Genomic DNA, 16729 nt, shown 5'->3' with positions numbered 1-16729 from the left:
TCTGACCCCGTAGTACTCACCAAGGAGGAGCAACATGGCAATTCCAGCTAAATCGCAAGGCAATCCGCCAAACCAGAATGGCACGCCGTCTGCCGCCCCGACACCGGCGCCCGCCAGTGCTGGCGCCGCGGTCACGCCGAGCACCATCACCGGCACCTTCGCCGGCCCCAAGCCGCCGGCCGTCAATGGGGTCGCCGCGCTGATCGGCGGCGCCCTGCAGAGCTTTACGGCGGCCGCACCGGTGGGCACCGCCTCGAGCGCGATGCCGAAAGGGCTGACGCCCGTGCATCTGGTCGGCGATCTGACCAATGGCGTGGCCGTGGCCGACACCAAGAGCATCTATTTCCTGACCGGGGTGGGCGTGACGGGCGCGGTATGGAACAAGCTGGCCGCGCCTGCCGGCATGAGCAACATCGTCGCCATGTGCGGTGATCTGATGAACGGTCTGGTCGTGACCGACGGCACCAACATCTATGCCTGGTGCTTCAGCGGTACCAGCGCCAACGAGTGGGTGCCCTTGGCCCAGCTGCCGGCGCCCGGCAAGGTGACTGATATGGCGGGTGATCCGACGGCCGGTGTGCTGCTGACGCTGAGCAACGGCAGCGGCCCGTCCAGCCTGTATTTTGGCGGCGCCGGCTGTGCCTGTTCGTGGGTGCCGGTGACCTCGGCCGGCACCAGCCTGCCGACGGCACGTGTGGCCGTGCAGAACCTGTGCGGCAACTACGCGAATGGTTTCGTGCTGTATGGCGAGAACCAGCTGTTCACGCTGACCAGCCTGAAATATCAGGCCGGGACCACGGCCGCGGCTGGCTCGTGCAGCGCGGCGCTGACCAAGATCACCAATGTGCCGCCGTTCACCATTACCGATCTGACGGGCGATCCGGCGAACGGCATTACGGCGCGCAGCGGCGACGTGTTGATTGCCTGGAGCTCGACGCCCTACGCGAGCTGGACCCTGGTGACTGCGGCGCCGCCGCCGGCACCGGCCGCATCGGGCGGCAGTGGCCAGAGTGCAGGCACGCCGGCGCCAACCCAGGCACCGGTCGGCGCCAGCCAGGCACCGGCCCCGGTGCAGGACGAAACGGTGGCCGAAGCGGCCTGATTGCGCTTCGCGGAACGCCGACGGCGGCGTTCCGCATCCCTGAGGAGACACGATGATCGATACTGCGCTGGGTTTCGTACTCACGGAATTGAATACCTATCTCAGCGCCAGTTTCGGCGGTGGCGAGAAGCATGCGGTGCTGGGCAGTGTGGCCTCGCCCGCCGCTGGCGGTCTCGATCCGAATGAGAACCGGGTGGTGCTGTCACTGGTCAACCTCGAACGTGAGACCGCGATCGGCTCCACCGGCTTTGTGGCGGGGGCCGCTGGCGCCTATACCAAGACCAACCCGACGCTGTATCTGAACTTGTACGTGCTGGTGGCGGCGAACTACCCGAACAACTACGACAATGCGCTCAAGATGCTGAGCGCCTGCATGGGCTTCTTTCAGGCGCGCCAGTTGTTCGATCCGCAGAACTCGGCGCGCTTTCCTGCCGATATGGCTCAGCTGACGATGGAAATCGTCAGTCTCAGCCTGGCTGAATTGAGCACCTTGTGGGCGGTTCTGGGCAATAACTATTTACCTTCGGCGGTCTACAAACTGCGCATGATCACCGTCCAGAATGCCTGGACGATCAACGCGATTCCGACCGTGCAGACGCCGGCGGCCTCGCTGGAGAACTGAGATGGCCGCGCCCTGGTGCAGCCTGACGATTTCGCACACGTATTTTGCGAGCGGCACGCCGGCGCCCCTGAAGCTGCGGCCCGATGCGGCGACGGCCGCGCGTCTGGCATGCTGCGGGGTCGCCTGCCTGCCGCAAGCCGGCGCCTGCACGCTGTTTGCGCGCGATGCGGCCTTGGCCGCCACGCTCGAACAGGGACCGCCACTGCTGTTTCTGCTCAGTTGCGACGATGCCTGGTTCTTGAATTACAGCGCCATCGACCAGGGCGCCCTGAGCCTGGGGAGCAGCAGCGGCCTGAGCCTGGAAAACAGCTTGTTCTACGCCGACAACGCCTTGTCCGGCCCAGAATTGCAGCCCGCGTTTGATGCCAGCGCACGTGTGCTGCGTCCACCACAATTTCTGTGGCAGCCGGCGGCGCCGCTCACGGCTGCGCTGCTGAGCGTGGAGGACCGGCGCGGCCAGACGGTGTGGCAGCAGCAGACCGGGCCCGCGGCGCAGAGCGCCGTCGAGCTCGACTTGCGCGGCTTGCCCGATGGCGCCTACCGCCTGCTGCAGGACGGCGCGGCCCAGCTGGACTTCTTCCTCTATCAAGGCGCCAAGGCCAAGCTGTGGGGAGCGCTCGCTCTGTTCGGCCCGTTTGCCGGTCGCTGGACCTGGCAGCTGCAGGCACGGCCCACGATCTGGCGCTACACGATCAGCTGTACGCGGCTCGATCTGGATGGCTGGCAGGTGCAGGGCCAGGCCACCGCCACCAGCGACCCGCCGCCGCCGATTGTCTTCCAGGCGGCAAGTCTGGGCGGCCAGCCGCCGTGCTGGCAATTTACGTCGGCCATCCCGATCGAGCTGGCCGAACGTCCGCTCGATTGGCAGTTCACGCTGTCCAAGCCAGGCGCGCGGGCGGGCGGGGCGATCCGTCTGCCGTTTGCCCGGGGCGATAGTCCGGTGGCCGGCGCGGCACCCGGCATCAGCGAGATTTTTGTTTTTCTTTGAGCTTGCGTTGTTCTTCCTCTTCCTCGGCGAGGGCGGCGTTCAGCAGCGCGAGTTCCTTCCTGGCCGCTGCGGCGCCCGGCTTGCCTTGCTGGATCTGCGCGGCCAGGGCCCGTTGCCGCTGTTGGCGTGGACTGTTGTCCAGCGTAGTGCCCGGCCCATGCTTCGTTGGTTTGTCGGATGTGCCGTGCTGCAAGGCCGGCGTGAGCGTACGCGGTGCACGCTTCATGAGGCCCAGCCAGAGTGAAGGGCCGTGTGCGAGGCCGGGATGTCCACCATCAACGCGACCGCGCGCTCGACACCGATCTGCTGCGGCGGCCCAAAGCGTTCGATGACCAGACCGGCGCGACGCAACATGCGTTCGATGGCCGTAGTGGTGACGGTGACATATTGGGAGATGGCCGCGCGGTAGCCATAATCGATGATCTCGCCGATCGATTGCAGGGCCAGTTCGGAGAAGCCGAACGTCTGAGCCTCGCCCGTCTCGATGGCGAAGCGGCTCAGTTCCCAGACTGTGGGATGGCAGGGCGCCGCTTGCCCATGCAGCAAGGACGGGAAAGTGTCCTTCAGCATATACGGTCCCTCGGTCGGCAGCAGACGCCAGCAGCCGCAGATGACATGGTTATCGGCGCGCATCAGCATGTAGTAGGGATCGATGGCGTCGTAGCCGTCAATTTCCATGCCGCTCATGATCGGCACGTCCCAGCCCATACGATCCCGGAAGACTTTGGCGCGCAGCCGGTGCATGGCCCACAGGTCCGGCTGGCTGAATTGACGGCGTGGGGCAATTTCGATGTGCAGGCTCATGGTAACTCCACATGCGTTAGCGGGAATTCCATGTTTATGCATGACGCATATTTTCGAAACTATCAGAAATACTAGGTTGGGCGGCGAGGCGACAGGTGACAGCGTTAGACTGTCACCATGAACGGGGAACAAATACGTGCGCTGCGCAAATCGCGCTGCGAGACCCAGGCGGACTTCTGGCGCCGCTTTGGCGTGACCCAATCTTGCGGAAGCCGTATCGAGCAAGGCGGCGTGCTTGCGCCCTCGCTGGCGATCCTGATTGCCTTGTATGTGGCCGATGCCGTCAGCGATGCCGATCTGGACGCGGCGCAGCGCCGCAGCATGGAAGGCGACAGTTCAGGCCGGCATTAGCAGGCCGAGTTTGATGGCTTTCACAACCGCCTGCTGGCGCGTTTGAACGTCGAACTTCTTCTTCGTGTTCGACAGGTGAAAATTAATCGTTGCTTCGGAGCGGCGCAGGATACGCGAAATCTCCCACGAGGACTTGCCCAGCATGGCCCAGCGCAGGCATTCAAGCTCGCGTTCGGTCAGATTGATGCCGTCCTGAACCTGATCGGGTTTGGGATCGACAAAGCGCTGGGCCGATTCGAGCGCATAGTCGCGCAGCAAACACAGCATGGCCAACTCCTGCAGATTGCCCTGGCGACCCAGATGTTCGGCGTCGGGCCCGACGAAGCTCAAGACCCCAAATTGGCCGCCCGCCCCATGCAGCGGCAGGCTGACACCCGACCGCAGGCCATAGCCGGCGGCCTGTTCGTAGAGGGCGCACTGACGCTCGCCGAGAAAGATCGACGGCTTCCAGACGATCGGCAAGCTGCTGTGCAGGCAATGGCTGACGGTGGGATCGACGTAATGCAGTTGTTTGCGGTCGTAAGTCTGGCGCCATTCGCTCGGGTAATTGCTGGCGAGGTAGGCCGCATGCAAAGGGGTATTGCGATTGGGGATCACCCCGAACAAAGCATGGTCGAAGCCACATTTGCGCGCCAGCTTGAAGAGCATCTGGCTCCAATGCTGTTCATTGGTTGCACTGAACAAAGCGAGCAGATCATCCATCGTCAACATTGTTTCTCTCCAGTCAACCGAAATAATGCAAATACGAAAATGTTTTCGGTTGTGAAATGTGGTTCTTTAATACAAACTGGAAAGAAAGTTGGGCGACCGGGTTTTGCGGGATTTATTGCCGTGGTTATTCGTGAGATTTGCGGCAAGTGCCTAGCCGGCTTGCCTACAAGGTTAAAAACGCGGCGACATGGGCAATGCCCAAATCTGCTGTGTGGAAACGGCCCGCAATTCTGGCAGCAGAGGAGGAGGGGTGTTTGCGGTATGGCTTTAGGGTGTGATAAATTGAAATCAAATATTAATATTGCTGAAATTGAATTCATTTCCGAGTAGGAGCTACATGCTTTTGTCGGAAAGAACTGCACCGTTTCGGGTAGCTATTACACGTTGGACTGCCGCATGAATCGAAGCACGCTCTCCGGATGGTTACCTGTAGTCGTCTTTGGCACAGCTATCGGATCGTTTTTCGTGCTCGAGACATTTTCGCCATCGCTTTTCTGCGCTCCGGTTAATGATGGCGGGAAAGAGCTCACATGCGGCTCTGGTTACGCGGCGCCCGTGGTTACTACCTTAACAATTACTTTCTATGTCTTGTTCTTTGGGGCCTTGGCTCTAGCGGCACGTCAAGCTTTGCAAAGTAGGCTCTCTAAACTTGGCGCTCTTGGCTTCGGCTTTTCAATGCTAATTGTATTGCTGGGCATCGCTTTAAGTGCCAAGTTCAGCGCAGGAGATTCGCCATGATTTTGTCCAACCATTCAATCAACCGGACGGCTTACGCGCTGCGCGCTCCAGCCGCCGGTTATTGCACACGTTAGCCCTCCACACCTATCGGCTCTCTAACCCTGCTATTGCACATGAACCATGAAGTTTGAAATTGGCGATGAAACAGATCAGGCGCTTACGACAACGCTCGTTCACGAGCTTGTTCTCTGCAAGGACAGCTTTGAACGATTCGCTGCCTTGGCAAAGATGAACATTATGGGGCGCCGCGAAAAGGCCATAAAGATACGGTGCCACGATGCCTATGCCAGTTTTCTTCACCATCTCTATGAGTTCTATGTCGGTTGTATCAAGCGTGACCTCCGAAACACTGAAGATTTACAAGGAAAAGTGCTCGACAAAATATTCAACTGTGAAGTTAAGAAGCTGCTGAAGAACAGAGTTGACACGATCAATGGTGGTTACGCGCCGTCCTGGGAAAATCACATCTCCGTCTATCAAGTGGAAGTCCCTACCGAGTTCGGGACACAGTTCAGAAAGATTAGAAATAGAACGGCTCACGCAAGCACAAAGCGCTCTTCGCCAAAGGACGAGCTACCTCTTGGACAGTTCTATGAGAAGTATCACGGCTTCGCTTACCTCTTGTTCTACTCCGCCCAGGGATGTTGGACCGTCAAAGACATCGAGGCGCACGATTGGAAGTCAATTGAAGAATTCGACCTTGCAGTGCAGGGCTAGCCCTGCGGCGCAGGGGACCAGGCGCATAAAGCCGCGCCCGGCCCCTGACCTTGAACGTTATGCGTATTCATTCCCAGGAGAATTGCCGCATGGATAATCTAGAGGAACTTGGAAAGAAAAAGGAATTTGAAAAATTCCAACAGGCAATTGGGGCAGAGAAAGATCCAATAATGCTTATTCTGCGAGCCCATCTCTTTTCGGAAAACTTACTCGAACGTCTAATTAACTTCCGGCTACCACGTGGAGACAAGGTCATTGAAAATGGGAACCTTAACTACCACCAGAAGTTGGTTCTCGCAGAAGCTCTAGAGTGCCTCTCCGACCCCATAGTTTCGTCCCTTCGGAATCTCAACAAACTTCGGAACCAGTGTGCCCACGAGTTGCACAAGAAGATCACTGAAGGTGATATCACAAGGATTGGCAGCCCTTTAGGAAAGAACTTCACACGCTTTAAGCGCGACGCCAAGTTCGACGAGGCTGCCCTACTTCGCAAGGTTGTTGATTACATCTGTGGCTACATATCGGCAACGTGCTTTGGCGTAGAACATCCAGAGCTAAACGAGCCAAAGGCTACCGAAGCTGAAAAACGCATAACCTCTCGCCCAACACGGACCGCCCACAAGCGGACGTCCGGTTAGCGTGGACATTAGGCCTTAAGAGGGAAATCACCATGAAATGGCTAATGTCTATTGCGCGCATCGTCGGATCTTCACTTCCGTTCGTTCCGACATTGATCCAAATTCAGACTGAGATTGATTCAGCAGCCATCCAGAAGCGGCTGCGTTCGCTCGAAGATCCGATTTCGTCACTTCATCCGCAAATTCGCGAAGTCTCGGAAAACATCTATCGGGCCTTGGTCAATTCCGATACTTCCAGAGTCGTTTTTGACGAAGAGTTTTACTCAAAATACGGCAAGCCGCTTGCTATCCTCGAATCGCAGGGGTATATCGTCGGGTCACACGCAATTGGGGCAAAATACGTCAACGGAATCTCCGTACAAGACCCCAAGTACGTTGTGTATTTGTGCGCACTCTATGAGGACCAAGCGAAGATGGATGCGCTTTTGCAAATGCTAGAAGACTGCAAGCAAGGACAGTGGCTGCGCGGCGAAACAATCTGTGCAGAGCTCCAACTAGCTCGCCCGGTAGTTAAGGCTATCTTTCTACTCTATGAAGCCAGGGGACTTGGTTTTTGTTCCAGGGAAGTCGGGGCCGTGGCGTATGTCGGGAATGCCTAACAACATGTTCAACCTCGCTCGCTTTGCTCGCTGGACACGCCAACGCTGCGCTTTGTCGTGCCGGTTAGCTTGAACATTAGGCGCGAGGAGGCGTTCTGTGAATCTTGACCTCGAAAAAATCGACGACGCGATACTCGCGCTGTTGCAGCTCTGCCTCCACGACGGCGATAGAGTGTGGAAGACTTTTGATTGGGATGCAATGAATCGCCTCCATGCAAAAGGGTTGATTTCCGAGCCCGTCGGAAAGGCGAAATCTGTGGCACTCACTGAACGCGGCATGGCCGAGTCCACTCGATTGCTCGTGCAACTCTTTGGGAGCGGTAATGGCAAGTAATGACGCACCGTGTTTGCCCAACCATGCATTCCAGCCGGCCCCTTCGGCGCGGCTAAATTGAGACGTTGCGCTTTACCATGAGGATTCAATGGAACCGAAACTAACTTGTCCGCATTGCGGGGCTCAAGCAATGTCCAGCTGGAGAAAAATGATGGTGGGTCCCGCCCGATCTGTCACATGCGCTCGTTGCGGGGGGGCTGTTTCAGTGAAGTGGACATCATCGATCGCCATGGTTCCATTTCTTTTGAGTATGGCGATAGGTCCGCACATGGGTTCATTCTTGATGACTATGGCGTTAGCCATGCTCGGTGGGATTGCCATGATTCTGTTGCATTTGTTTTGGGTGCCCATCGCTCCCAGATCACACTAGCTGCCGAGCATGTATAGAAAATTGCCCAACCATTCAATTAATTCGGCCGCGCTAAACCGCGCCGCTTATCCCGTACGTTTGGCCTAAATATGGAGATTAAATTCAAACGCTTGCCCCAAAGTCTATTCATAGCCCTTGGCGCCGCTCTTGGTACGATTTTGTACACCGGCTACATCGGCGCATCGTCAGAGGTCGACTGGTATCGCGCCGGATTTGTTGGCGCTTTCGCTGGCGCAGCGTCAGCTCTTTGGCCTCACAAAAGGTGAGAGCGGATGCCTTTCGTCCAACTTGGATTTCCTGCGGACACCTCCGGCGCTGCTGATTCCATACACTTGCGAACTAATGTCGAATGTTGCCGCATTCGCTGCAGATGCACTGCATAATGCGGCGATGGTTTGCTTGATAGTGACGCCGCCGAAATGGTTGCCGGCCTAATTGTCTCTGTAACGTGACGGGTAGGAGTGATTGCTTATCAGCCGCTCCAAATGACGCAAGCCGAAAGGAACAACATGCAAGCCCACGATCTAGCGATTCCCATTCTGCCCAGCCGGTCGATTGGCGCGACGCTGGCCTTTTACCGGCGGCTCGGCTTTGAAGGTGACGCGCATTCGTTTAACGATGCGTATGCCATTCTGTGCCGCGGCGACATAGAGCTGCACTTTTTCCTGCATAAGGACCTGGTGCCGGAGCATTCCTTCGCGGGCTGCTATCTGCGCGTCGGCGATGTGGAAACCCTGTATCGGGACTTTGCTGCGGCGCAGTTGCCGCGGCGGGGCATCCCGCGTATGGATCTGCTGGAAGATAAACCCTGGGGCCTGCGCGAATTTGCCGTGGTCGACCCGGATGGCAACCTGCTGCGCATCGGCCAGGTCATTCAGAAATAATCTGCGGGAGATCGGAACCCCATGCCTACCACACCGCTTGATCGGCTTCTGTTTGTCCAAGGCGGACGTTGCTTCTTCTGCGATCTGCCGCTTCAGCGGGCCGAGGCCAGCGTTGAGCATTTGCTGGCGTCGGCGCATGGCGGCTCGAATGCGGATGGCAATTGCGTCGCTTGCTGTAAGGCGGTGAATGCGCTCTTGGGCAGCATGTCGCTGAAGGATAAATTTCGCGTCGTGTTGAATCAGCGCGGCGATTTCAAATGTCCTAATCCCTCGCGCGGCGCCGATAGCCCGCCAGCCGCTACGCAAAATCCGCGGCCCGGTCCTGAGGCGAAGTTCCAGCTAGTGGTGGAAAATCTGGTGGCGCGCAAGGCCGCCAAACCGCGCACGCTGAAGACGCTCACCAACAGCATCGCCACGCTGTTTCCCGGAATTGCTTCCGCTGAAGTGGAGGCGATTGTCGCGGCCTTGCAGGCGTCGGGTAAAGTCCAGCTCCACGATTCCAAGGTGAGCTACCAGCTTTAGGTCGTTTGTCACGATTATCCACGCCGCGTGTTTCGTATTCGCCCGCCTTAAAAATCTGCAGCTTGATTAAAAAGTGAACTTTGAGAATGCCGCTGTCTGAAGTCGTCCCCGGGCGCATCTGGTGCTCCGAACAATTGCTTGCCTTTGGTCCCATTCAGCTCGCTACGCGGATGACGCTTGTACGTCTGGCCGACGGCGGACTGTGGGTGCATTCGCCGATTCGCCTGTCCGATGCGCTGCGTGAAGAAGTGGCGCGGCTGGGTGAGGTGCGCTATGTGGTGGCGCCAAACAAGGGCCACCACCTGTTCTTCTCCGCCTTCCTTGCGGCCTTTCCTCATGCCCAGGGCTGGATCGCGCCGGGCCTCGCTGAAAAGCGCCCGGACCTAGCTCATCTCCCGGTGCTGAGGGACGATACGCCGTGGGCGTCGGAATTGGTGCCACAGTTCATTGAAGGGCTGCCGTTGTTGAACGAAACGGTGTGGTTTCATGCACCGAGCGGCAGCTTGATTCTGACGGACCTGCTGTTCTGTGTCGGCCCCAATCCGTCCTGGCTGGTGCGTACGCTGGGGCGCCTGCTTGGAATCTACGGCAAATTGGGCATGTCGGCCACGATGAAGCTCGCAGTCAAAGACCGCGCAGCGCTGGCTGCCTCGGTGGCGCCCTTGCTGCGCTTGCCGGTCGGGCGTGTCATCCTCGCTCACGACCAGATTGTGGTGGACGACGCGAAGGTCCAGCTGTCATCGGCATTCGCGTGGCTAAGCACCGCCCCGCGCTGATCAGCGGATGATCGTCGCGCGTCGTCTGCGTCCCATCAGCCAGGCGAGCAACAGGGCCACGCCACCGCACAGCGACAGCAGGACCGCGCCGCCCAATCCGAACACCAGCTCGCCCAGCAGGACCAACAGGCTGACGCCGGGGGCGTTTTCGCCGCGTGTCTGTGGGATCAGGGTCGAGGGCGAGCCGAGCATCGACTGATAGATCAGGTTCGCGGCGAGGAAGGACAGGCCGGCGACCAGTAACCACAGCCAGCGCCAGGCCTGCGCGCGCGTGGGCAGCAGTGTCCCCAGGACGAAGCTGGCGATGAAGGCCAGCGTTGCCGCCGCAAGCGGTGCAAGTGCGGCGGCGTGCTCGGTCCGATATGCCAGCGCGGCCAAGGTGGCCAGGCCGGCACTCAGGGCCCCGCACACGAGGATCGGCGCCAGCCGATGTTCGTCGCTGATTCGCACAGGGGCTTCCGGTTAGCGGCGCACACAGTCTTCCATGCCGAAGTTCCCGCCCTTGAATTCGGGCTCGTAGTAGAACTTGCGGAAGCTCCATTTGCCGTCCTTGCGTTTGCTGAAGCTCGCAATGCCGGTGCCGTAGTCCTTGGTACTCTGGTCGGTCAGGGCGAAGTGGATGGCCATCTGCTTGCCGTGGGCGGCGGCCTGGCCCGGATAGGCGCCATAGCCGGGCACCTCGAGTTTGAACTGGTAGGCGCCGTATTCGCCTACGCTTTGTGCCGGCACCAGCTGCAGTGTGACGGTGCCGGTGTAATCGCCTTCGTGATCGTCCTTGCCTTTGCAGTCGTAGACTCCGCTGTAATCGGTGCCCGTGAACGCAGGTTTGGCCTGGACGGCGATGGCGGTGGCGGCGGCAAGTACAAATACGATCGACTTCAACACGGCGATTCCTTTCTGTCTTGGTTAAACACGGGGCGCCGCAGCCCGCTGCAGGCGTGCGGCGAAATCACGGAGAAAATCCTGGCGCCAGCGGCTGATGCTGCGCGCGCCCTGGTGCGGGCCTTCGGCCAATTGCGGATCGGGGCTGTCGGTCCACCAGTGCGGGTAGCGCGTGGAAGGCTGCAGCGCCTGGGCCGGCGTGGCCGGGCGCGAGGTGAAGGCGCCGCTTTGCCCATGCAGGCCGGGGTCGGTGCTTTCGACGCGGTAGTGCCAGGTCTTCGATTCCTTGGGCGAGAACAGAAAGCGCCAGCTGCCATCGGCATGCGGATAGCCGTTGAAGCGCTGCTGGTCGACCACCAGCTGCGCCCGCGCGGCTGCCGCCGGTGGGTGCGCCGGCTGGTACACGAGTTCGACGAGCGCGAAGGTCTCGACCACGTCGTCGGCCTGCGGCGGGCGCGTGAAGCGCACGCGTGGCCGGTCCCAGGCGCGCACGAATTGTCCGCCCCAGCTGGGGTGCTCGGGGTGCTCCGGGTCGCCGTGCAGCAGATAGGCGAGGGAAGGGGTGTCACCCATTTTGATCTGGCTGGCGATGCGCGCAAAGTAGTCGCCCAGCGCGCCTTTGCCCTTCACGTGTTGGGCGATGAAGCCGGTGTTGCCCCATTCCCCGCCTTGCTCGCCGCCGGTGAACCAGCCGCGATAGGTGGCGTTATTCTCAATCAGCCAGAGCGTGGGATGGGCCGTGGCCAGATAGTCGTAGGCCTGGGTCGACCATTTTTTGTTTGGCCCGCCGATCATGTAGACGCGTAGCTTGGACGCGATGTCGGGCGCATCGTGCAAGGCCTGGGCCAGGTCTTCGTAGCCGCCCCATAGCAGCACCCAGAGCGGGCGCGGGTCGGGCTGGCGCGCACACTGGATGATCCAGTCCGAGCCTTCGGTCGCTTCGCCCCAGCCGCGCTGGTCGGCCAGGTCCTGGGCGCCTTGCTTGCAGCGCGCACGCAGCTGTTCCGGGGCCGGGTAGGCGGCCGACCAGCTGCGCAGGGCCGGATAGTCGCGCGCATAGGCGTCCACCAGGTCCAGCAGATGGCGCTTGCGCTCACGTGCTTCGCCCCAGGGCGAGGCGATCATGCCCTCCAGGTCGATGACGTCGGTGTACAGCAGCAGGTGCACGAGCGATTGAAAGTCGTCGAAATCGGTGCCGCCGATATCAGTCGACACAATCACACGCGGCCGCAGCGGTGCGGCGCCGGCTTGCGTCCACAGCAGGCTTAAGGGGAGGGCGGCGAGGAGCTGGCGGCGTTTCATGGTGCCAGCATCTTAGCAGCATCGTCGGGCCGCCAGAGCAGGGGCGTCGTCCTTTTGGACAATTGACCGGACGGCCAAAGTCTTCTATTCTGTGATAACTTCGTCAACACTTTATGAAGTTGCAATTCTCTCTGGGGAGTCTATGAAGTTCATGAGCAAGGAACAGAGCCGCGTGCTGGGGGCTGGAATGGGCGTCGGCGTTGCCGTCGGCCTGGCCACGGGCATCGCGTTCGGCTACGTTGGCCTCGGTCTGGCTGGCGGCGCCGTGCTGGGCCTGCCCTTGGGCTGGGCGCTCGTGCGCCGCTGAGAGAAAGCGAGCGCGGCAGGCTATACTATGGGTCCCGTTTGGCCTGGTGACCCCGATGCTGTCCCGCCTTTTGCTTTGCTGTTTGTTGTTGTTATTGACCGGCCCTGTCCCTGCCGCCAGCCTCGATCTCGCGGCGCCGCGCGCGCCGATGCTGCAGTTTAGCGAGCAGGTCGATGTGCTGGAAGATCCCGCCCGTACCTTGCGTCTGGAAGAAGTGCGCGCGCCCGCGCTGGCCCAGCGCTTCCGTCCTGCCCCGCCCAGTGGCGAGGCCCTGTCCTTCGGCTATACCCATTCCGCGTTCTGGCTGCGCTTTGAGTTGAGCAATAGCGCCCCGACGGCGCAGACGGCGATTCTGGAAGTGGCCAATGCCCGCCTGGGCGATCTGACGCTCTACACCGTGCATGCCAATGGCAGCATCGCGCAGGTCCACACGGGCAGCTATCTGCCGTTCGATACGCGCCCGCTGCGCCACCGCTATTTCGCTTTCCCGCTGCAGGTGGCGGGCGGCGAGGTGCAGCAGCTCTACCTGCGCGTGCAGTCGCCCGGGAGCACCCTGGTGCCGCTGCGCCTGTGGCAGCCGCAGGACTTCCGCATCCATCAGGAAGACGATCATCTGGTGCAGGGCACCTACTTCGGCATGGTGCTGGCCATGGCCCTGTTTAATCTGGTGCTGTTCGTGGCGCTGCGTGACCGCGTGTATGCGCTGTACGTGCTGGCCATGGTGACCATGGCCTTTGCCCTGGCCGCGCAGAATGGCCTGGCCAAGCAGTACCTGTGGCCGCAGGCCCTGGCCTGGTCGAACTATGCGGCGGCGGTGGGCTTCTCGCTGGCCGGCGCCTGCTTTGCCATGTTCATGCGGGTGATGCTGGAAATGCGCACGCGTATGCCGCGGCTCGATAAGATCGTCCTTGGCCTGGCTGTGTTCTGCGCGCTGACGCCGCTGGCGGTGGTGCAGTACTACCAGCTGATCGCCCGGCCGATCACCCTGATCTGGGGCCTGTCCTCGCTGTTCCTGCTGGCCGTGTGCGTGCTGGGCGCGTGGCGCCGCCAGCGTGCGGCCTGGTTCTTCCTGGCCGCCTTCGGGCTGGCGTTTTTGGGCAATTCGGCGTCCTCGCTGGCGGCGCTTGGCCTGTTCCCGCATAACGTGGCGTCCAACTATGGCACCCAGATCGGTTCCGCCATCGAGATGATGGTGCTGGCCTTTGCGCTGGCCGACCGCTTCAACACGGTGCGGCGCGAGCGGGCCGAGGCCCAGCGTGCCGCGCTGCGCGCCGAGCATGCGCTGGTGGAGTCGCTCAAGGCCAAGGAACGTGAGCTGGAAGCGCGTGTGGAGGAGCGCACCAGCGCCCTGCAGGCGGCCAATGTGCAGCTGGAGGCGCTCAGCGTGACGGACAGTCTGACCGACCTGGCCAACCGCCGCCAGTTCGACCTGGCGCTCGAATCCGAATGGGCGCGCGCGCTGCGCCTGCAGCAGCCGCTGGCCGTGGGCATGATCGACATCGACGACTTCAAGCGCTACAACGACGCCTACGGCCATCCGGCTGGCGACTACTGCCTGCGCCGTCTGGCTGCGGCGCTGGGCGGCTGCGTGCAGCGCGCGGGCGATCTGGTGGCGCGATACGGCGGCGAGGAATTCGTGTTCATCGCGCCGGCGGCCGATCTCGATGCCTCTCTGGCGCTGGGCGAACGCCTGTGCGAGGCGGTGCGCGCCCTGGCCATTCCGCACGAACGCTCGCGTCTGGGCACAGTCAGCATCAGCGTTGGTGTGGCGGCCTGGGTGCCGGTCGACGCTCAGGGTGCCGCGGCCTTGCTGGCTGCGGCCGACGCAGCCCTTTACCGCGCCAAAACAGCGGGCCGCAACCGCGTGGTGGCCAGCGACACCCGCACCCAGCTCGCGCGCGGCCTATAGAAGAAGCTGCGCCACAGAAAAATGGGGTCTGACCCCATTTTTTCGCGGTGTGTAGAAAAGCTGCGTCACAGAAAAAATGGGGTCAGACCCCATTTTTTCCGTACAAACAAATGGGGTCTGACCCCATTTTTCCGTTAGGACTTGTTGCGTGCCTTGTCGGCCGCGGCCAGCTGCTGGTTCTGGGTGTCCAGCCAGGCTTTCAGCGGCGCGAAGTACTCGAGCAGGGCGCCGCCGTCGATGCGGTCCTCGCCCGTCACGGCCTTCAGCGCTTCCGGCCACGGCTTGGAGGCGCCCATCTGCAGCATCGCCTGGAACTTGGCGCCGGCTTTCTTGTTGTCATAGATCGAGCAGCGGTGCAGCGGGCCGGTGTAGCCGGCTTCGCGGCACAGGGCGCGGTGGAACTGGAACTGCAGCATGTGGGCCAGGAAGTAGCGCGCATACGGGGTGTCGCTGGCGACGTGGAACTTGGCGCCGGCGTCGAAGCCGTTCGCGCTGATCGGCTCCGGCCGCATCATGCCCTGGTATTTTTCACGCAGCGCCCACCAGGCCTTGTCGTAGTCGGCCGGCTTCACCTGGCCGCCGTAGACCTGCCAACGCCAGCTGTCCACCGTGTAGGCGAACGGCAGGAAGGCCACCTTGGCCAGCGCGCGCTGGAGCAGGGGGCCGATGTCCTGGGCCGGGTCCGGGGTCTCGGTCATCAGGCCGATCTTCTGCAGATAGTCGGGCGTGATCGACAGGGCCACGGTGTCGCCGATGGCTTCGTGGAAGCCGTCGTTGGCGCCGTTCTTGAACAGGAACGACTGCTTGCGGTAGCCGAGGTCATAGTAGATGTGGCCGAGCTCGTGGTGGATCACGCTGAATTCTTCGGCCGTCGGGGTGATGCACATCTTGATGCGCACGTCCATGTCGCCGTCGATGTCCCAGGCCGAGGCGTGGCACACCACTTCGCGGTCGCGCGGCTTGGTCAGCAGCGAACGCTCCCAGAAGCTCTTCGGCAGGGTCTCCATACCGAGCGAGGTGTAGAAGCGCTCGGCGTACTTGGTCATGTCGACGGCACTGGTCTTGCGGCTCTCCAGCACCTTGCTCAGGTCATAGCTGGACTGGGCCACGGCGGGCTTCAGCAGCGGATACAGGTTCTCCCAGCTCTGGCTCCACATATTGCCGAACAGGTGGGCCGGAATCGGGCCGCTCGCGGGCACCACCTGCGGGCCATAGGTCTCGCGCAGCTTGTAGCGCGTGTAGGTGTGCAGCGCGTCGTAGAGCGGCTTGACCTGCTGCCAGATGCGCTCCATCTCGCTCGCGAACTGGGCCGGCGGCATGTCGTAGTTGGAGCGCCAGAAGGCGCCGGTGTCGGCAAAGCCCATCTCGCGCGCGCCCTTGTTCGACAGGGCTGTGTACTTCACGTAGTCGTCCTTGTAGGAGGCGGCCTGGTTGTGCCAGCCGAGCCAGACTTCCTTCAAGCGGGCCGGGTCGCGGCTCTCGGCCAGGATCTTTTCCAGTTCGCCCAGGGGCATGCAGGCGTTGCCGTCTTTCGGGCAGTATTTGCCCTTGCCGTAGGCGCCGGTCAGCTTGGCCAGCAGGCGCGTGTAGTCGGCGCGGTCCTCGGCGTTCGAGAACATCAGCGACAGCTGCAGCAGCTTGAGCTTGCGCGCGGTCGCTTCAGGCAGTTTCAGGCCGTTGAACTGGCGCGCCTTCAGGGCCAGTTCGCCGGACAGGGTCAGGTAGCGCTCGCCCGCCTGCGCGGTGATCACTTCGGTGTCGTCGGTGATGAAGTTCTCGGCCACCCATTCGGCGCGGCCGGCGTCGATGGCCAGCTTCTCGAGGCGCGCTTCGGCGTCTTTCACGAACTTCTCCGCATCGGCCACCGTCGGTTTGGCGGCCTGCGCCCAGCCAGCCAGGCTCATGGCCGCGGCGGCGACGAGCACGCGCAGTGTAGCTGCTTGCATACCCACTCTCCTTGTTTTGATAAAAAAATGGAAAGCCGCAGTCTACACCCGGCGCGCAGGCGGCGGTAGCTGCCGGCTGACTGCAATCGGTTGCAAAACCTTTGCTATCGGGGTAGATTGTTCTGAAATCGGTGAAAAGGATGTAAATATCGTGCCCGCTTGTTGCGACGCTTTGGAAATTGGCTGGCATAATCGACTGGTGACTGCGGGTCGCTCATCCCTGCGCC

General features: G+C 61.2%; 22 protein-coding genes. 15 read left to right on the top strand and 7 right to left on the bottom strand.

Features of this window, described 5'->3' with window-relative positions:
• The first annotated feature begins 34 nt into the window (after window positions 1-34).
• Genes LZ005_RS07320 through LZ005_RS07310 form a run of 3 tightly spaced genes read left to right on the top strand, consistent with a single transcriptional unit; the run spans window position 35 to window position 2712 of the window.
• Complete coding sequence (locus tag LZ005_RS07320; RefSeq protein WP_237806203.1) at window positions 35-1102, top strand: hypothetical protein; 1068 nt, start codon at window positions 35-37, stop codon at window positions 1100-1102.
• Between the two features lie 52 nt (window positions 1103-1154).
• On the top strand, window positions 1155-1724 hold the full coding sequence (locus tag LZ005_RS07315; protein ID WP_237806200.1) for a DUF4255 domain-containing protein: 570 nt from the start codon (window positions 1155-1157) through the stop codon (window positions 1722-1724).
• 1 nt (window position 1725) lies between these two features.
• Window positions 1726-2712, top strand: a complete 987-nt coding sequence (locus LZ005_RS07310) for a hypothetical protein (RefSeq protein ID WP_237806199.1) — start codon at window positions 1726-1728, stop codon at window positions 2710-2712.
• On the opposite strand, the gene LZ005_RS07305 is transcribed toward LZ005_RS07310, so the two are convergent.
• Both LZ005_RS07305 and LZ005_RS07300 read right to left on the bottom strand, forming a co-directional pair.
• Window positions 2687-2938: a hypothetical protein gene (locus LZ005_RS07305; RefSeq protein ID WP_237806197.1), complete on the bottom strand. Its 252-nt coding sequence runs from the start codon at window positions 2936-2938 to the stop codon at window positions 2687-2689. The genes LZ005_RS07310 and LZ005_RS07305 overlap by 26 nt on opposite strands.
• Window positions 2935-3516 carry an acyl-homoserine-lactone synthase gene (locus LZ005_RS07300; RefSeq protein ID WP_307727780.1) on the bottom strand — a complete coding sequence of 194 codons (582 nt, stop codon included), beginning with the start codon at window positions 3514-3516 and terminating at the stop codon, window positions 2935-2937. Before LZ005_RS07300 ends, LZ005_RS07305 begins: the two co-directional genes overlap by 4 nt.
• A gap of 117 nt (window positions 3517-3633) precedes the next feature.
• Here LZ005_RS07300 and LZ005_RS07295 point away from each other — a divergent pair, with 117 nt between their 5' ends.
• Window positions 3634-3867, top strand: coding sequence for a DNA-binding transcriptional regulator (locus LZ005_RS07295; RefSeq protein ID WP_237806195.1), 234 nt, complete (start codon window positions 3634-3636; stop codon window positions 3865-3867).
• Here LZ005_RS07295 and LZ005_RS07290 read toward each other — a convergent pair.
• Window positions 3853-4515 (bottom strand): LuxR family transcriptional regulator, encoded by a 663-nt coding sequence (locus tag LZ005_RS07290; protein ID WP_237806193.1) that lies wholly within the window; start codon window positions 4513-4515, stop codon window positions 3853-3855. The two genes, LZ005_RS07295 and LZ005_RS07290, sit on opposite strands and share 15 nt — an antisense overlap.
• Between LZ005_RS07290 and LZ005_RS07285 the strand changes: the two genes are divergently transcribed.
• The 9 genes from LZ005_RS07285 (at window position 4477) to LZ005_RS07245 (ending at window position 10156) form a co-directional block, all read left to right on the top strand.
• A complete protein-coding gene (locus LZ005_RS07285; RefSeq protein ID WP_237806191.1) occupies window positions 4477-4908 on the top strand; it encodes a hypothetical protein in 432 nt (143 codons plus the stop codon). The genes LZ005_RS07290 and LZ005_RS07285 overlap by 39 nt on opposite strands.
• 66 nt (window positions 4909-4974) lie before the next feature.
• A complete protein-coding gene (locus LZ005_RS07280; protein ID WP_237806189.1) occupies window positions 4975-5316 on the top strand; it encodes a hypothetical protein in 342 nt (113 codons plus the stop codon).
• A 120-nt stretch (window positions 5317-5436) separates the two neighbouring features.
• Window positions 5437-6033: a hypothetical protein gene (locus LZ005_RS07275; RefSeq protein WP_237806187.1), complete on the top strand. Its 597-nt coding sequence runs from the start codon at window positions 5437-5439 to the stop codon at window positions 6031-6033.
• A gap of 89 nt (window positions 6034-6122) precedes the next feature.
• On the top strand, window positions 6123-6671 hold the full coding sequence (locus LZ005_RS07270; protein ID WP_237806185.1) for a hypothetical protein: 549 nt from the start codon (window positions 6123-6125) through the stop codon (window positions 6669-6671).
• 32 nt (window positions 6672-6703) lie between these two features.
• A complete protein-coding gene (locus LZ005_RS07265) occupies window positions 6704-7270 on the top strand; it encodes a hypothetical protein (RefSeq protein ID WP_237806183.1) in 567 nt (188 codons plus the stop codon).
• A gap of 97 nt (window positions 7271-7367) precedes the next feature.
• Entirely contained in the window at window positions 7368-7604 is a 237-nt protein-coding gene (locus LZ005_RS07260; RefSeq protein WP_237806181.1) for a DUF6429 family protein, read from the top strand.
• A gap of 879 nt (window positions 7605-8483) precedes the next feature.
• Complete coding sequence (locus LZ005_RS07255; RefSeq protein WP_237806179.1) at window positions 8484-8858, top strand: VOC family protein; 375 nt, start codon at window positions 8484-8486, stop codon at window positions 8856-8858.
• A 21-nt stretch (window positions 8859-8879) separates the two neighbouring features.
• Complete coding sequence (locus tag LZ005_RS07250) at window positions 8880-9380, top strand: HNH endonuclease (protein WP_237806177.1); 501 nt, start codon at window positions 8880-8882, stop codon at window positions 9378-9380.
• Between the two features lie 86 nt (window positions 9381-9466).
• The gene (locus LZ005_RS07245; protein ID WP_237806175.1) at window positions 9467-10156 is read left to right on the top strand and encodes a DUF4336 domain-containing protein; all 690 of its coding nucleotides are present in this window, start codon (window positions 9467-9469) and stop codon (window positions 10154-10156) included.
• Here LZ005_RS07245 and LZ005_RS07240 read toward each other — a convergent pair whose 3' ends face one another.
• Genes LZ005_RS07240 through LZ005_RS07230 form a run of 3 tightly spaced genes read right to left on the bottom strand, consistent with a single transcriptional unit; the run spans window position 10157 to window position 12340 of the window.
• Window positions 10157-10606 carry a hypothetical protein gene (locus tag LZ005_RS07240; protein WP_237806173.1) on the bottom strand — a complete coding sequence of 150 codons (450 nt, stop codon included), beginning with the start codon at window positions 10604-10606 and terminating at the stop codon, window positions 10157-10159.
• Between the two features lie 12 nt (window positions 10607-10618).
• A complete protein-coding gene (locus LZ005_RS07235; protein WP_237806171.1) occupies window positions 10619-11041 on the bottom strand; it encodes a hypothetical protein in 423 nt (140 codons plus the stop codon).
• Window positions 11042-11062: 21 nt separating this feature from the next.
• Complete coding sequence (locus LZ005_RS07230) at window positions 11063-12340, bottom strand: DUF1593 domain-containing protein (protein ID WP_237806169.1); 1278 nt, start codon at window positions 12338-12340, stop codon at window positions 11063-11065.
• 142 nt (window positions 12341-12482) lie between these two features.
• Here LZ005_RS07230 and LZ005_RS07225 point away from each other — a divergent pair, with 142 nt between their 5' ends.
• Both LZ005_RS07225 and LZ005_RS07220 read left to right on the top strand, forming a co-directional pair.
• On the top strand, window positions 12483-12647 hold the full coding sequence (locus LZ005_RS07225) for a hypothetical protein (protein WP_237806167.1): 165 nt from the start codon (window positions 12483-12485) through the stop codon (window positions 12645-12647).
• A gap of 148 nt (window positions 12648-12795) precedes the next feature.
• The gene (locus LZ005_RS07220; RefSeq protein WP_237806165.1) at window positions 12796-14556 is read left to right on the top strand and encodes a diguanylate cyclase domain-containing protein; all 1761 of its coding nucleotides are present in this window, start codon (window positions 12796-12798) and stop codon (window positions 14554-14556) included.
• A gap of 134 nt (window positions 14557-14690) precedes the next feature.
• Here LZ005_RS07220 and LZ005_RS07215 read toward each other — a convergent pair whose 3' ends face one another.
• Window positions 14691-16502, bottom strand: a complete 1812-nt coding sequence (locus LZ005_RS07215) for a M2 family metallopeptidase (protein ID WP_237806163.1) — start codon at window positions 16500-16502, stop codon at window positions 14691-14693.
• Window positions 16503-16729 lie beyond the last annotated feature (227 nt).

It is taken from the genome of Massilia sp. TS11 (assembly GCF_022012445.1).
In the GTDB taxonomy this organism is placed as follows: Bacteria; Pseudomonadota; Gammaproteobacteria; order Burkholderiales; family Burkholderiaceae_D; genus Telluria.
This window is presented reverse-complemented; position numbering and strand designations above follow the sequence as displayed.

Bases quoted from the DNA above. Each gene is read 5' to 3' on its own strand.
- LZ005_RS07290 (WP_237806193.1), bottom strand. From the start codon at position 4,515: ATGCTCTTCAAGCTGGCGCGCAAATGTGGCTTCGACCATGCTTTGTTC.
- LZ005_RS07305 (WP_237806197.1), bottom strand. From the start codon at position 2,938: ATGAAGCGTGCACCGCGTACGCTCACGCCGGCCTTGCAGCACGGCACA.
- LZ005_RS07265 (WP_237806183.1), top strand. From the start codon at position 6,704: ATGAAATGGCTAATGTCTATTGCGCGCATCGTCGGATCTTCACTTCCG.
- LZ005_RS07300 (WP_307727780.1), bottom strand. From the start codon at position 3,516: ATGAGCCTGCACATCGAAATTGCCCCACGCCGTCAATTCAGCCAGCCG.
- LZ005_RS07220 (WP_237806165.1), top strand. From the start codon at position 12,796: ATGCTGCAGTTTAGCGAGCAGGTCGATGTGCTGGAAGATCCCGCCCGT.
- LZ005_RS07320 (WP_237806203.1), top strand. From the start codon at position 35: ATGGCAATTCCAGCTAAATCGCAAGGCAATCCGCCAAACCAGAATGGC.
- LZ005_RS07245 (WP_237806175.1), top strand. From the start codon at position 9,467: ATGCCGCTGTCTGAAGTCGTCCCCGGGCGCATCTGGTGCTCCGAACAA.
- LZ005_RS07270 (WP_237806185.1), top strand. From the start codon at position 6,123: ATGGATAATCTAGAGGAACTTGGAAAGAAAAAGGAATTTGAAAAATTC.
- LZ005_RS07310 (WP_237806199.1), top strand. From the start codon at position 1,726: ATGGCCGCGCCCTGGTGCAGCCTGACGATTTCGCACACGTATTTTGCG.
- LZ005_RS07285 (WP_237806191.1), top strand. From the start codon at position 4,477: ATGGTCGAAGCCACATTTGCGCGCCAGCTTGAAGAGCATCTGGCTCCA.
- LZ005_RS07230 (WP_237806169.1), bottom strand. From the start codon at position 12,340: ATGAAACGCCGCCAGCTCCTCGCCGCCCTCCCCTTAAGCCTGCTGTGG.
- LZ005_RS07275 (WP_237806187.1), top strand. From the start codon at position 5,437: ATGAAGTTTGAAATTGGCGATGAAACAGATCAGGCGCTTACGACAACG.
- LZ005_RS07215 (WP_237806163.1), bottom strand. From the start codon at position 16,502: ATGCAAGCAGCTACACTGCGCGTGCTCGTCGCCGCCGCGGCCATGAGC.
- LZ005_RS07225 (WP_237806167.1), top strand. From the start codon at position 12,483: ATGAAGTTCATGAGCAAGGAACAGAGCCGCGTGCTGGGGGCTGGAATG.
- LZ005_RS07315 (WP_237806200.1), top strand. From the start codon at position 1,155: ATGATCGATACTGCGCTGGGTTTCGTACTCACGGAATTGAATACCTAT.
- LZ005_RS07280 (WP_237806189.1), top strand. From the start codon at position 4,975: ATGAATCGAAGCACGCTCTCCGGATGGTTACCTGTAGTCGTCTTTGGC.
- LZ005_RS07295 (WP_237806195.1), top strand. From the start codon at position 3,634: ATGAACGGGGAACAAATACGTGCGCTGCGCAAATCGCGCTGCGAGACC.
- LZ005_RS07250 (WP_237806177.1), top strand. From the start codon at position 8,880: ATGCCTACCACACCGCTTGATCGGCTTCTGTTTGTCCAAGGCGGACGT.
- LZ005_RS07255 (WP_237806179.1), top strand. From the start codon at position 8,484: ATGCAAGCCCACGATCTAGCGATTCCCATTCTGCCCAGCCGGTCGATT.